The organism is Shigella sp. SIG6 (genome assembly GCF_053555815.1).
On record NZ_JBQZXC010000099.1, the window covers coordinates 1 to 13959 of the forward strand.

Sequence of the window (13959 nt, forward strand, 5' to 3'; positions counted from 1 at the left end):
AGAGATCCAATATTTAAGGGCACAGTTTTTGCAACCGTGTTCTTGTTTGGCCTTTCCTTATAGCCGGTCAGTGCATTCACTACCACAAGCAGATAATAACTTTATCTGTATTTCTTTATATGATGTGAGCATGTTCAGGAAAAAAGCCCTTTCCTGACGCAGAGTTGCTCACTCAAAACCTTTGATTACTGCGGATAAAGTCATCTACTATTGTTTAACACATTCACGCGCTGCATGTATGTTCAGAAAATGTGCACGCTAAGATAATTAAACAAAATTGTGGTTACAGAGGTATCAGTGAGTCACTGGGCTACATTCAAACAAACAGCAACAAATTTATGGGTGACCCTACGGCACGACATTCTCGCGCTGGCCGTCTTTTTAAATGGATTGCTTATTTTTAAAACAATCTATGGTATGTCGGTCAATTTGCTTGATATTTTCCATATCAAAGCATTTTCAGAGTTGGATCTCTCCTTGCTGGCAAACGCCCCACTATTTATGCTCGGCGTCTTTCTTGTCCTGAACTCCATTGGCTTACTGTTCCGGGCAAAGCTCGCATGGGCAATCAGTATCATTTTGTTGTTGATAGCGCTAATTTACACCCTGCATTTTTATCCCTGGCTGAAATTTAGTATTGGATTTTGCATTTTTACGCTGGTGTTTTTGCTGATACTGCGCAAAGACTTCTCCCACAGTAGCGCCGCAGCCGGGACAATTTTTGCATTTATTAGTTTCACGACATTACTGTTTTACTCAACCTACGGTGCGCTTTATTTAAGCGAAGGTTTTAATCCGCGAATAGAAAGTTTGATGACCGCGTTCTATTTTTCGATAGAAACCATGTCAACCGTCGGCTATGGAGATATTGTCCCTGTTTCTGAATCAGCACGATTGTTCACTATTTCGGTCATTATTTCCGGCATTACCGTTTTTGCCACATCTATGACCTCAATTTTTGGTCCGCTTATCCGCGGGGGATTCAACAAACTTTTAAAAGGAAACAATCATACAATGCATCGTAAAGATCATTTTATTGTTTGCGGACATTCGATTCTCGCCATCAATACGATCCTGCAACTGAATCAACGCGGACAAAACGTAACGGTTATCAGCAACTTGCCTGAAGATGATATCAAGCAACTTGAGCAACGCTTAGGCGATAACGCTGATGTTATCCCCGGTGACAGTAATGACAGTTCAGTATTAAAGAAAGCGGGAATCGATCGTTGCCGGGCCATTCTGGCGCTGAGTGATAACGATGCAGATAACGCGTTTGTTGTACTCTCGGCAAAAGATATGAGCAGTGATGTCAAAACAGTTCTCGCCGTCAGTGATAGCAAAAACCTGAATAAGATTAAGATGGTACATCCGGATATCATTCTCTCACCGCAACTGTTTGGCAGCGAAATTCTGGCGCGAGTTTTAAATGGTGAAGAGATTAATAATGATATGCTCGTTTCAATGTTGTTGAACTCAGGTCATGGTATTTTCAGCGATAACGATGAACAAGAAACGAAAGCTGACAGTAAAGAATCGGCGCAAAAATAGAGTTTAAAGACGGAAGAGTAAACTTATTGGGCACCGCAATGGTGCCCAGTACATTTAGATATTGTAGATCGCAAACAATAACGAGTTACGCTGTTTGTTTAGAATGCACTTCCTGATGCTGTGGATACGCATATTTCGGCGCGATTGCCCCTCAAGCCAACGCGATTTACGTCGGCTAGCCTGACGCTGCATGCGCCAGCGCCCCACTTCCGTTCTACTCCGCTTCATGTTAACTACTCTATGCAATAACAGAATGGTCATTATACCCCCGCCCCCGACGCTGACCAGTGCTTTTCCTGCGTTTTTATTTGCCAGATGAATCCATATGCGTAAACTCATAACAATGCGCTTTCAAAAGGATTTCTAATCTATGACAACCGTTTATACGTTGGTGAGTTGGTTGGCCATTCTGGGATACTGGTTGCTCATTGCAGGCGTAACTTTACGCATTCTAATGAAACGACGCGCAGTTCCCTCCGCGATGGCCTGGCTGTTGATTATTTACATTCTGCCGTTAGTCGGAATTATTGCCTATCTTGCCGTTGGCGAGCTCCATTTAGGCAAACGCCGCGCTGAGCGCGCCAGAGCGATGTGGCCTTCCACCGCAAAATGGCTTAACGACCTTAAAGCCTGTAAGCATATCTTCGCCGAAGAAAATAGCAGTGTCGCTGCGCCATTATTCAAGCTTTGCGAGCGTCGTCAGGGGATCGCTGGGGTCAAAGGGAATCAGCTACAACTGATGACCGAGTCAGATGATGTGATGCAGGCGTTAATCCGCGACATCCAGCTCGCGCGCCATAATATTGAGATGGTGTTTTATATCTGGCAGCCCGGCGGCATGGCGGACCAGGTGGCTGAATCATTAATGGCGGCTGCACGGCGTGGTATTCATTGCCGATTGATGCTCGACTCCGCCGGGAGTGTGGCTTTTTTCCGCAGCCCGTGGCCCGAGCTAATGCGTAATGCCGGTATTGAAGTGGTCGAAGCCTTAAAGGTCAATCTGATGCGTGTGTTTTTACGCCGTATGGACCTGCGCCAACATCGCAAGATGATCATGATCGATAATTACATCGCGTACACCGGCAGCATGAATATGGTCGATCCTCGCTACTTCAAACAAGATGCGGGCGTAGGGCAATGGATTGATCTGATGGCGCGTATGGAAGGCCCCATCGCCACCGCGATGGGGATTATTTATTCCTGCGACTGGGAGATTGAAACCGGAAAACGTATTCTGCCGCCACCACCAGATGTCAATATTATGCCGTTTGAACAGGCCAGCGGTCACACCATTCACACAATTGCTTCTGGCCCCGGCTTTCCGGAAGATCTCATTCACCAGGCATTATTGACTGCGGCTTATTCGGCGCATGAATATTTGATCATGACCACGCCCTACTTTGTGCCAAGCGATGATTTACTTCATGCGATTTGCACGGCGGCGCAGCGCGGGGTGGATGTCAGTATTATCCTTCCGCGAAAAAATGACTCGATGCTGGTCGGCTGGGCCAGTCGCGCATTCTTTACGGAACTGCTTGCTGCTGGGGTTAAAATTTATCAGTTTGAAGGCGGGTTACTGCATACCAAGAGCGTGCTGGTCGATGGCGAACTAAGTCTGGTTGGCACCGTTAACCTTGATATGCGTAGTCTGTGGCTGAATTTCGAGATTACCCTGGCAATCGACGATAAAGGTTTTGGTGCAGACCTTGCCGCCGTTCAGGACGATTATATTTCGCGTTCACGTCTGCTCGATGCCCGTTTATGGCTAAAACGTCCATTATGGCAACGTGTCGCCGAGCGACTGTTTTACTTCTTCAGCCCGTTGCTGTAAAACGTAGCCAACAGAGGTTAAACAGGTAGTGACTATGGATATGGATCTAAACAATCGCCTGACTGAAGATGAAACGCTTGAGCAGGCCTACGATATTTTTCTCGAACTGGCTGCCGACAATCTCGATCCAGCTGATGTTCTGCTGTTCAATCTTCAGTTTGAAGAGCGCGGCGGCGCGGAGTTATTCGATCCGGCGGAAGACTGGCAGGAACATGTTGATTTCGATTTGAACCCGGACTTTTTTGCCGAAGTGGTGATTGGTCTGGCGGACAGTGAAGATGGTGAAATCAACGATGTTTTCGCCCGCATTCTGTTATGCCGCGAAAAAGATCACAAACTTTGCCATATCATCTGGCGGGAATAAATAATCGCTTTTAGCGTGAAAAAGGGCTGACAACTGTCAGCCCTTATTGTTTTTAAAGCGGATCGACTTTCAGGCAAGAAACGGCGTGTCTGAAACTCCCCTCCAGAACAGGACGTGTTTTGGCGCACTCCGGACCGGCAATCGGGCAACGGGTACGGAAAATACAACCGGAAGGCGGGTTGATCGGCGACGGTAACTCCCCTTCCAGTAACTGGATGGTTTTGTTCTTCTCCAGATCCGGATCAGGTATGGGGACTGCCGACATCAATGCCTTGGTGTAAGGATGTAGTGGATTGTGGTAGACCTCATCATAGGTCCCCAGTTCTACTGCATGGCCGAGATACATCACCAACACACGATCGGAAATGTGTTTTACCACGGCCAGGTCATGAGCAATAAAAATTAATGACAATCCCATCTCACGTTGCAGCTGCTGGAGCAGGTTGACCACCTGCGCCTGAATTGACACGTCCAGCGCCGAAACCGGCTCATCGCAGATAATCAGCTTCGGTTCAAGAATAAGAGCACGAGCAATCCCGATACGCTGGCACTGCCCACCGGAGAACTCATGCGGATAGCGGTTAATCAGGTTAGGCAATAACCCGACTTTCAGCATCATCGCCTTCACGCGCTCGCGAACTTCCTGGCGTGACATTTTCGGATGATAAGTACGCAGTGGTTCAGCGATGATCTCGCCGATGGTCATACGCGGGTTTAGCGATGCCAACGGATCCTGGAAAATCATCTGAATATCACTGCGAACGGCACGCCATTCATCGGGCTTCATGCCCAGCAACTCTTTACCTAACCAGGCAACATGACCGTCGGTCGCCTTGACCAAACCGATGATGGCGCGAGCAAAGGTGGACTTACCGCATCCCGATTCCCCTACCACACCTAATGTTTCCCCTTCATACAGGCGAAGAGTGACACCATCGACGGCTTTGAGCGTTTTCGGCGGTTGCCAGAACCACTGTTTGCCATCTTTGATTTCAAAGTGCACTTTAAGATCGGCGATTTCAAGGAGGACTTTTCTTCCTTCAGTTACAGCATTCATAACAGTTCCTCCACCGGTTTAAAGCAAGCACGCAGACGGCCAGGCGTAAACTCTTCCAGCGGCGGTGCGCTACTGCAAATTTCCATCGCATGTGGACAACGTGGCTGGAACGGGCAACCTTTCGGTAATCGCAGCAAGTTTGGCGGATTACCCGGGATGGTCAACATTGTTTCACCTTCCGCATCAAGACGCGGCACCGCGTTGAGCAAACCGATAGAATAAGGATGAACGGGTTGATAAAAGACATCGCGCGCATTGCCATATTCCATCGTGCGCCCGGCGTACATTACCAGCACTTTGTCACAGATCCCCGCCACCACGCCAAGATCGTGGGTGATCATAATGATGGCAGTATTAAATTCCCGCTTCAGTTCATTCAATAGCGTCATGATCTGTGCCTGTACGGTGACGTCCAGCGCTGTAGTGGGTTCATCCGCAATCAGCAACTTAGGTCGACATAGCAATGCCATCGCAATCATGACTCGCTGACGCATGCCGCCAGAAAATTCGTGCGGGTACATTTTCATGCGTTTACGTGCTTCCGGCATTTTTACCGCATCGAGCATCCGCACCGACTCTTCAAACGCCTCAGCTTTGCTCATGTTCTTATGCAGCATCAGCACTTCCATCAACTGCTCACCGACGCGCATATAGGGATTCAACGAAGTCATTGGGTCCTGAAAAATCATTGAGATTTGTTCAGCGCGCAGTTTATTGAGTTCACGCTCTGGCAAATTGAGGATTTCACGCCCATTGAAGGTTGCCGATCCGCCAATGCGTCCGTTGGCAGCCAACAGGCCCATCAACGCAAATGCAGTTTGCGATTTACCCGAACCAGACTCACCTACAATGCCCAGCGTTTCTCCGGCACGTAGGGAAAAATTTAAATCATTGACCGCCGTGACGTCGCCGTCCGGGGTACTAAAGGTGACACGCAAATCTTTCACGTTCAGCAGTGCGTCAGCCTGTTGTTGTGCGAGCGGCACAGTTGCAGTTTCAATTACGCTCATGGCTGCACTCCTTAACGATCTTTCGGGTCGAGGGCATCACGCAAGCCATCGCCGATAAAGTTGAAACAAAACAGTGTCACCACAAGGAATCCCGCTGGGAACAACAGTAACCATGGAGAGACTTCCATCGAGTTCGCGCCATCACTCAGCAATGCCCCCCAGCTGCTTAACGGCTCTTGCGTACCCAACCCCAGGAAGCTAAGGAAAGATTCAAAGAGGATCATGCTGGGCACCAGTAGCGATGCGTAGACCACCACCACACCGAGTACGTTCGGCACAATGTGGCGAATAACAATGCCCGGCGTCGATACACCACCAACTTGTGCCGCCTCAATAAACTCTTTGCGCTTCAGACTCAGGGTTTGCCCACGCACAATACGAGCCATATCCAGCCAGGAAACCATGCCAATCGCCACGAAAATCAGCAGGATGTTTTGGCCGAAAAAGGTCACCAGCAAAATGACGAAGAACATGAATGGGAAGGAGTTGAGGATTTCCAGCAGACGCATCATTACCGAATCCACTTTACCGCCCAGATAACCGGAAAGCGAACCATAAAGTGTCCCCACGACCACTGCCACCAGTGCCGCAGCAACACCGACCATGAGTGAGATACGCCCGCCAATCGCAACGCGCACAAGCAGGTCGCGACCGGATGAGTCAGTACCAAAGTAGTGACCGGACTCCATATCCGGGGCGCTGGACATCATCGCCCAGTCAGTATCGTCATAGGCAAACTGGGAAAGCATCGGTGCCAGGATTACAAATAACGCGATCAGCACCAGCACTATCAGACTGGCAACCGCCGCACGGTTATGCATAAAACGTCGACGTGCGTCCTGCCACAAGCTGCGCCCTTCGACCTCCAGCTTTTCACTGAAATTTTCCAGCGTCTCGCTGTTTTTCTTACTTAACATCATCGCGAGCTCCAGTATCAGTAACGGATTTTCGGGTCGATAACCGCATATAGCACATCGACAATGGCATTAAACAAAATGGTTAACGCACCAACCAGGATGGTCAGGCTTAACACTAAGGAATAGTCACGGTTCAATGCGCCATTAACGAACAGTTGCCCAATCCCCGGCAAACCATAAATGGTTTCGATGACCATAGAACCGGTAATAATGCCGACAAATGCGGGGCCCATATAGGAGAGCACGGGTAACAGAGCAGGTTTTAATGCGTGGCGTAAAATGATCCGCCGCATAGGTAACCCTTTCGCCCGGGCAGTACGAATAAAGTTGGAGTGTAATACTTCAATCATAGAGCCACGGGTAATACGCGCAATACTGGTGATATAGGCGAGTGACAACGCCACCATCGGCAATATCATGAATTTAAGCGCCCCACCATTCCAGCCACCGCCCGGCAGCCAATGCAAAATGATCGCAAATATCATGACTAATAATGGCGCAACCACAAAACTGGGGATAACAACCCCGGTCATTGCCAGCCCCATCACGGTATAGTCCCATTTGGTGTTTTGTTTTAATGCGGCAATAACGCCAGCACTAACACCCAGTATTACCGCAAGGAAAAATGCGGCGGCTCCCAGTTTGGCAGAAACGGGAAAACTGGATGCCACCAGGTCATTGACCGAATAATCTTTATATTTAAACGATGGACCGAAATCGCCATGCGCCAGTTGTTTCAGGTAGCTGAAATACTGTGTCATGATCGGATCATTAAGATGATATTTCGCTTCGATATTGGCCATCACTTCTGGCGGTAAAGTACGTTCGCCGGTAAAAGGGCTTCCCGGCGCGAGGCGCATCATAAAGAACGAAATAGTAATAAGAATAAATAGCGTCGGAATCGCTTCCAGACAGCGACGTAGAATAAATTTTAACATTGCCCTACCTTCTGGCCTGTGCCTTCTGTAATGCGATAAAAATCAGACACCGTGGAGCAGGACACTCCTGCCCCACGTATTGCCATTAGTGCTTCACAATGTACATATTCCGGGTATAGGTATTATCCAGCGGATCTTTGCCGGTATAGCCACCAACCCACGGTTTCACCAGACGCGCATTCACGTAGTAATAAACAGGAACAATGGCCGAATCCTTATCCAGCTGTTGTTCTGCTTTAGTGTACAGAGCTGTGCGCTGCGCCTCGTCAGTCACTTTCAGCGTTTCCGCCATAATGCTGTCAAAGGCCGGGCTCTTATAATGCGCGGTATTCATCGAGCTGTTCGACAGCATGGTGTTCAGGAAGGAAGTTGGTTCGTTGTAGTCTGCACACCAGCCTGCACGGGCCACATCAAAAGTGCCCTGGTGACGGGTGTCGAGGAACGTTTTCCACTCCTGGTTAACCAGTTTGACGTTTACACCAATGTTTTTCTTCCACAATGAAGAGGCAGCAATCGCCAGCTTTTTATGCAGATCGGAGGTGTTATACCGCAGGTTGATGGTCAACGGTTTGTCTGCGGTATAACCCGCTTCAGCCAGCAGTTTTTTCGCTTCTTCGTTACGTTTTTCCTGGCTCCAGCCAAACCATTCTGGCTGAGTCAATTTTGCGCCATCAGTATACGGTGGAGTGTAACCATAGGCGGGCATGTCGCCCTGCGCTTTCACTTTATTAACAATGATATCGCGGTCCATACCTAGTTTCAGTGCGGTACGCACACGCACATCGTTGAATGGCGGTTTCTGGTTGTTAATTTCGTAATAGTAAGTGCACAGGTATGGATCAACGTGAACTTCGTCCGGGATCTCTTTTTTCAGCTTCTGGAACAATTCGATCGGCATGTTGTTATACGTCATGTCGATTTCACCACTACGGTAGCGGTTGACATCGGTAACTTCAGAAGCAATAGGCAAATAGGTTACCTGGTTAATAACGGTTTTCGCGTTGTTCCAGTAGGTCGGGCTGCGTTCAAGAACGATTCGTTCGTTTACGACCCAATCTTTTAAGGTATAGGCACCGTTGGTGACGATATTACCAAGCTGGGTCCATTTTTCGCCGAATTTCTCGATAGCGGCTTTTGGCACCGGTGAAGTTGATGGGTGAACAAGTAATTTATAGAAGTACGGAACGGGTTCACTTAAGGTGACTTCTAATGTGTGATCATCAATAGCTTTCACGCCGAGATCGGTAATCGGTTTTTTCCCTTCAAGAATTTCATCAATACCGGCGATATGCCCATATTGCAGATAACTGGCATACGGAGAAGCAGTGTTCGGATCAACAGAACGTTGCCAGCTATACACAAAGTCTTGTGCTGTGACTGGCGTGCCATCAGACCATTTCGCATCTTTACGCAAATGGAAGGTCCAGACTTTCGCGTCTTTATTATCCCAGGATTCAGCGACGCCAGGTGCTGGATGACCGTCAAGATCGCTGACCAGTAAGCCTTCAAACAGGTCTCGGCTGATATTAGACTCCGGAACTCCTTCAATTTTGTGCGGATCTAATGACTGAACTTCTGAACCATTGTTACGTACCAGTGTTTGTTTTTCCGCCAGTGTGACGCCTGCGGGTACATCAGCTGCCAGCGCGACATTCCCTGCCATTAGCGCAGCCAGAACGCCAGCTGCTACTAAACTTCTCTTGGTGATGTTGGTCATTGTTTTTTGGACTCCCTCATTATAATTACTGGTATTAACCAGCATGTGTAATCCCGGATTGGGACCCTGCACAGGCTCGGAGACTTTCTGCTGTCAGGTTACTTTATCGTTACGTATTACTATCACCGACTTTATTTATTCTGGTGATTCAGACGATCACCTTATGTCGATTCGTACTGTGTCTCCCCTGTCGAGACACATTATTCTTTCGCGACGCTCTTTAATTGTTAATTATTCTCATTACCAATAAAGAATCGTCTGGCGGTTGCCCGGAAAGTACCAAATGCGGTTCTTACTCGCCAATACATTTTGCAAAATTGTTAAGCGATTCTCTTTTATTGACCGTATCAGAATCTATAGCTTGCATCCATGCCTTAACAAACATCTTTCAATTCAATCAAATAGAGATTGGCTAAGCATGTCTATCTTTTCTGATTACAGTTCCAGTAGTGAAATGCACAATAATTTAACAATTGATTATTATTTAGCACTTCCCTCTACCAAAGGCAGTGGAATTACTAATATCATTTCAATTATTCTTCAGCAAGCCCAGGATTATGATGTGGCGAAAATAACATGATGGTGAGGAGAAGCAGTTAAGGAAATCCTTATAACTAACTGTAATTTGAGAAGAATATTTTTACCTATTCCTTTTGCTTTTGATAACTGCGCGGGAACAAAGTAAAAATAATGACGAAGTAAACGGAGCATGGCAGCTCCGTTTCATTTGAAAGGAATTAATTAAGCAGGCCGGGGAAAATCCCCTTAATACCAGTAACGATAAATTCAATCCCCAATGCCATCAGCAATAGCCCCATAATACGCGTAATCACGTTGATGCCGGTCTGGCGTAAAACCCGTACCAGCCACGGTGCCATGCGGAACAATCCCCAGCAACATAAAGCGAACAATGCAATAGCCACAAAGAAACCAAACAGATAGCTAATGCTGTGATAACGCGTACCCCAGACGATGGTAGAACTGATCGCCCCTGGCCCCGCCATCAACGGCAACGCCAATGGCACCACACCAATACTTTCACGTACCGCGGTTTCTGATTTTTCTTGCTTGTTCTGTTTATCCTCGCCAAGCTTGCCGCTGATCATCGACATCGCTATCGTCACCACCAGGATGCCCCCGGCGATACGGAACGAATCAATTGATATACCAAAAAGTTGTAGAATCGTGTCGCCGAGAAAAAGCGAGATCCACAAGATAATGGCCACAGACAGGTTGGCTGTAAGGTTAGTTTTGTTTCGCGCTGCCGCTGTCTGATAACTGGTCATGCTGATAAAGACGGGAATAATCCCTACCGGGTTGACCAGCGCAAATAACCCGATGAAAAATTTGAAGTAAACGGGAAAATCAAAAAGGGTCTGAATCACGGTTAGCTCCGAAGCAAAAGCCGGATAATGTTAGCCATAAATAAGGTTGAAAAGACGCGCTGACAATACGCCTTTTGACAGCATTTTTCACCTCCTAACTACTTAAAATTGCTATCATTCGTTATTGTTATCTAGTTGTGCAAAACATGCTAATGTAGCCACCAAATCATACTACAATTTATTAACTGTTAGCTATAATGGCGAAAAGCGATGCTGAAAGGTGTCAGCTTTGCAAAAATTTGATTTGGATCACGTAATCAGTACCCAGAAGTGAGTAATCTTGCTTACGCCACCTGGAAGTGACGCATTAGAGATAATAACTCTAATGTTTAAACTCTTTTAGTAAATCACAGTGAGTGTGAGCGCGAGTAAGCTTTTGATTTTCATCGGTTAAGCAAATCATCACCGCACTGACTATACTCTCGTATTCGAGCAGATGATTTACTAAAAAAGTTTAACATTATCAGGAGAGCATTATGGCTGTTACTAATGTCGCTGAACTTAACGCACTCGTAGAGCGTGTAAAAAAAGCCCAGCGTGAATATGCCAGTTTCACTCAAGAGCAAGTAGACAAAATCTTCCGCGCCGCCGCTCTGGCTGCTGCAGATGCTCGAATCCCACTCGCGAAAATGGCCGTTGCCGAATCCGGCATGGGTATCGTCGAAGATAAAGTGATCAAAAACCACTTTGCTTCTGAATATATCTACAACGCCTATAAAGATGAAAAAACCTGTGGTGTTCTGTCTGAAGACGACACTTTTGGTACCATCACTATCGCTGAACCAATCGGTATTATTTGCGGTATCGTTCCGACCACTAACCCGACTTCAACTGCTATCTTCAAATCGCTGATCAGCCTGAAGACCCGTAACGCCATTATCTTCTCCCCGCACCCGCGTGCAAAAGATGCAACCAACAAAGCGGCTGATATCGTTCTGCAGGCTGCTATCGCTGCCGGTGCTCCGAAAGATCTGATCGGCTGGATCGATCAACCTTCTGTTGAACTGTCTAACGCACTGATGCACCACCCAGACATCAACCTGATCCTCGCGACTGGTGGTCCGGGCATGGTTAAAGCCGCATACAGCTCCGGTAAACCAGCTATCGGTGTAGGCGCGGGTAACACTCCAGTTGTTATTGATGAAACTGCTGATATCAAACGTGCAGTTGCATCTGTACTGATGTCCAAAACCTTCGACAACGGCGTAATCTGTGCTTCTGAACAGTCTGTTGTTGTTGTTGACTCTGTTTATGACGCAGTACGTGAACGTTTCGCAACCCACGGCGGCTATCTGTTGCAGGGTAAAGAGCTGAAAGCTGTTCAGGATGTTATCCTGAAAAATGGTGCGCTGAACGCGGCTATCGTTGGTCAGCCAGCCTATAAAATTGCTGAACTGGCAGGCTTCTCTGTACCAGAAAACACCAAGATTCTGATCGGTGAAGTGACCGTTGTTGATGAAAGCGAACCGTTCGCACATGAAAAACTGTCCCCGACTCTGGCAATGTACCGCGCTAAAGATTTCGAAGACGCGGTAGAAAAAGCAGAGAAACTGGTTGCTATGGGCGGTATCGGTCATACCTCTTGCCTGTACACTGACCAGGATAACCAACCGGCTCGCGTTTCTTACTTCGGTCAGAAAATGAAAACAGCTCGTATCCTGATTAACACCCCGGCTTCTCAGGGTGGTATCGGTGACCTGTATAACTTCAAACTCGCACCTTCCCTGACTCTGGGTTGTGGTTCCTGGGGTGGTAACTCCATCTCTGAAAACGTTGGTCCGAAACACCTGATCAACAAGAAAACCGTTGCTAAGCGAGCTGAAAACATGTTGTGGCACAAACTTCCGAAATCTATCTACTTCCGCCGTGGCTCCCTGCCAATCGCGCTCGATGAAGTGATTACTGATGGCCACAAACGTGCGCTCATCGTGACTGACCGCTTCCTGTTCAACAATGGTTATGCTGATCAGATCACTTCCGTACTGAAAGCAGCAGGCGTTGAAACTGAAGTCTTCTTCGAAGTAGAAGCGGACCCGACCCTGAGCATCGTTCGTAAAGGTGCAGAACTGGCAAACTCCTTCAAACCAGACGTGATTATCGCGCTGGGTGGTGGTTCCCCGATGGACGCCGCGAAGATCATGTGGGTTATGTACGAACATCCGGAAACTCACTTCGAAGAGCTGGCGCTGCGCTTTATGGATATCCGTAAACGTATCTACAAGTTCCCGAAAATGGGCGTGAAAGCGAAAATGATCGCTGTCACCACCACTTCTGGTACAGGTTCTGAAGTCACTCCGTTTGCGGTTGTAACTGACGACGCTACTGGTCAGAAATACCCGCTGGCGGACTATGCGCTGACCCCGGATATGGCGATTGTCGACGCCAACCTGGTTATGGACATGCCGAAGTCCCTGTGTGCTTTCGGTGGTCTGGACGCAGTAACTCACGCCATGGAAGCTTATGTTTCTGTACTGGCATCTGAGTTCTCTGATGGTCAGGCTCTGCAGGCACTGAAACTGCTGAAAGAATATCTGCCAGCGTCCTACCACGAAGGGTCTAAAAATCCGGTAGCGCGTGAACGTGTTCACAGTGCAGCAACTATCGCGGGTATCGCATTTGCGAACGCCTTCCTGGGTGTATGTCACTCAATGGCGCACAAACTGGGTTCCCAGTTCCATATTCCGCACGGTCTGGCAAACGCCCTGCTGATTTGTAACGTTATTCGCTACAATGCGAACGACAACCCGACCAAGCAGACTGCATTCAGCCAGTATGACCGTCCGCAGGCTCGCCGTCGTTATGCTGAAATTGCCGACCACCTGGGTCTGAGCGCACCGGGCGACCGTACTGCTGCTAAGATCGAGAAACTGCTGGCATGGCTGGAAACGCTGAAAGCTGAACTGGGTATTCCGAAATCTATCCGTGAAGCTGGCGTTCAGGAAGCAGACTTCCTGGCGAACGTGGATAAACTGTCTGAAGATGCATTCGATGACCAGTGCACCGGCGCTAACCCGCGTTACCCGCTGATCTCCGAGCTGAAACAGATTCTGCTGGATACCTACTACGGTCGTGATTATGTAGAAGGTGAAACTGCAGCGAAAAAAGAAGCCGCTCCGGCTAAAGCTGAGAAAAAAGCGAAAAAATCCGCTTAATCAGTAGCGCTGTCTGGCAATATAAACGGCCCCTTCT

General features: G+C 48.0%; 12 protein-coding genes. 4 read left to right on the forward strand and 8 right to left on the reverse strand.

Annotation, left to right across the window (positions count from 1 at the left end; all coding sequences use genetic code 11):
• Positions 1-297 precede the first annotated feature (297 nt).
• A complete protein-coding gene (gene kch, locus ACUU1M_RS14935) occupies positions 298-1551 on the forward strand; it encodes a voltage-gated potassium channel protein (protein ID WP_005049683.1) in 1254 nt (417 codons plus the stop codon).
• Positions 1552-1605: 54 nt separating this feature from the next.
• Here the strand turns inward: kch and ACUU1M_RS14940 are convergent, their stop codons facing one another.
• Entirely contained in the window at positions 1606-1779 is a 174-nt protein-coding gene (locus ACUU1M_RS14940; protein ID WP_001309467.1) for a YciY family protein, read from the reverse strand.
• Positions 1780-1921: 142 nt separating this feature from the next.
• On the opposite strand from ACUU1M_RS14940, the gene cls reads away from it, so the two are divergent.
• Together cls and ACUU1M_RS14950 are read left to right on the forward strand one after the other, a co-directional pair.
• On the forward strand, positions 1922-3382 hold the full coding sequence (cls, locus tag ACUU1M_RS14945; protein WP_000214515.1) for a cardiolipin synthase: 1461 nt from the start codon (positions 1922-1924) through the stop codon (positions 3380-3382).
• 34 nt (positions 3383-3416) lie between these two features.
• Complete coding sequence (locus ACUU1M_RS14950) at positions 3417-3746, forward strand: HI1450 family dsDNA-mimic protein (protein ID WP_000366959.1); 330 nt, start codon at positions 3417-3419, stop codon at positions 3744-3746.
• Between the two features lie 52 nt (positions 3747-3798).
• Here ACUU1M_RS14950 and oppF read toward each other — a convergent pair whose 3' ends face one another.
• The 7 genes from oppF to ychE (ACUU1M_RS14985) all read right to left on the reverse strand — a co-directional run bounded on the left by oppF (position 3799) and on the right by ychE (ACUU1M_RS14985) (position 10854).
• Positions 3799-4803, reverse strand: coding sequence for a murein tripeptide/oligopeptide ABC transporter ATP-binding protein OppF (gene oppF / locus ACUU1M_RS14955; protein ID WP_152028999.1), 1005 nt, complete (start codon positions 4801-4803; stop codon positions 3799-3801).
• A complete protein-coding gene (gene oppD / locus ACUU1M_RS14960; RefSeq protein ID WP_000110954.1) occupies positions 4800-5813 on the reverse strand; it encodes a murein tripeptide/oligopeptide ABC transporter ATP-binding protein OppD in 1014 nt (337 codons plus the stop codon). Before oppD ends, oppF begins: the two co-directional genes overlap by 4 nt.
• Before the next feature lie 11 nt (positions 5814-5824).
• Positions 5825-6733 (reverse strand): oligopeptide ABC transporter permease OppC, encoded by a 909-nt coding sequence (gene oppC / locus ACUU1M_RS14965; RefSeq protein ID WP_000979659.1) that lies wholly within the window; start codon positions 6731-6733, stop codon positions 5825-5827.
• A gap of 14 nt (positions 6734-6747) precedes the next feature.
• Entirely contained in the window at positions 6748-7668 is a 921-nt protein-coding gene (gene oppB, locus ACUU1M_RS14970) for an oligopeptide ABC transporter permease OppB (RefSeq protein ID WP_152029000.1), read from the reverse strand.
• Positions 7669-7753: 85 nt separating this feature from the next.
• The gene (gene oppA / locus ACUU1M_RS14975; RefSeq protein WP_152029001.1) at positions 7754-9385 is read right to left on the reverse strand and encodes an oligopeptide ABC transporter substrate-binding protein OppA; all 1632 of its coding nucleotides are present in this window, start codon (positions 9383-9385) and stop codon (positions 7754-7756) included.
• A gap of 737 nt (positions 9386-10122) precedes the next feature.
• Positions 10123-10770, reverse strand: coding sequence for an NAAT family transporter YchE (gene ychE, locus ACUU1M_RS14980; RefSeq protein ID WP_000616773.1), 648 nt, complete (start codon positions 10768-10770; stop codon positions 10123-10125).
• Positions 10771-10800: 30 nt separating this feature from the next.
• Complete coding sequence (gene ychE, locus ACUU1M_RS14985) at positions 10801-10854, reverse strand: protein YchT (RefSeq protein WP_211180492.1); 54 nt, start codon at positions 10852-10854, stop codon at positions 10801-10803.
• A gap of 392 nt (positions 10855-11246) precedes the next feature.
• Between ychE (ACUU1M_RS14985) and adhE the strand changes: the two genes are divergently transcribed.
• Positions 11247-13922 carry a bifunctional acetaldehyde-CoA/alcohol dehydrogenase gene (gene adhE, locus ACUU1M_RS14990; protein ID WP_000301651.1) on the forward strand — a complete coding sequence of 892 codons (2676 nt, stop codon included), beginning with the start codon at positions 11247-11249 and terminating at the stop codon, positions 13920-13922.
• Positions 13923-13959: the final 37 nt, after the last annotated feature.

Bases quoted from the DNA above. Each gene is read 5' to 3' on its own strand.
- ACUU1M_RS14940 (WP_001309467.1), bottom strand. From the start codon at position 1,779: ATGAAGCGGAGTAGAACGGAAGTGGGGCGCTGGCGCATGCAGCGTCAG.
- cls (WP_000214515.1), top strand. From the start codon at position 1,922: ATGACAACCGTTTATACGTTGGTGAGTTGGTTGGCCATTCTGGGATAC.
- ACUU1M_RS14950 (WP_000366959.1), top strand. From the start codon at position 3,417: ATGGATATGGATCTAAACAATCGCCTGACTGAAGATGAAACGCTTGAG.
- oppF (WP_152028999.1), bottom strand. From the start codon at position 4,803: ATGAATGCTGTAACTGAAGGAAGAAAAGTCCTCCTTGAAATCGCCGAT.
- oppD (WP_000110954.1), bottom strand. From the start codon at position 5,813: ATGAGCGTAATTGAAACTGCAACTGTGCCGCTCGCACAACAACAGGCT.
- oppC (WP_000979659.1), bottom strand. From the start codon at position 6,733: ATGATGTTAAGTAAGAAAAACAGCGAGACGCTGGAAAATTTCAGTGAA.
- oppB (WP_152029000.1), bottom strand. From the start codon at position 7,668: ATGTTAAAATTTATTCTACGTCGCTGTCTGGAAGCGATTCCGACGCTA.
- oppA (WP_152029001.1), bottom strand. From the start codon at position 9,385: ATGACCAACATCACCAAGAGAAGTTTAGTAGCAGCTGGCGTTCTGGCT.
- adhE (WP_000301651.1), top strand. From the start codon at position 11,247: ATGGCTGTTACTAATGTCGCTGAACTTAACGCACTCGTAGAGCGTGTA.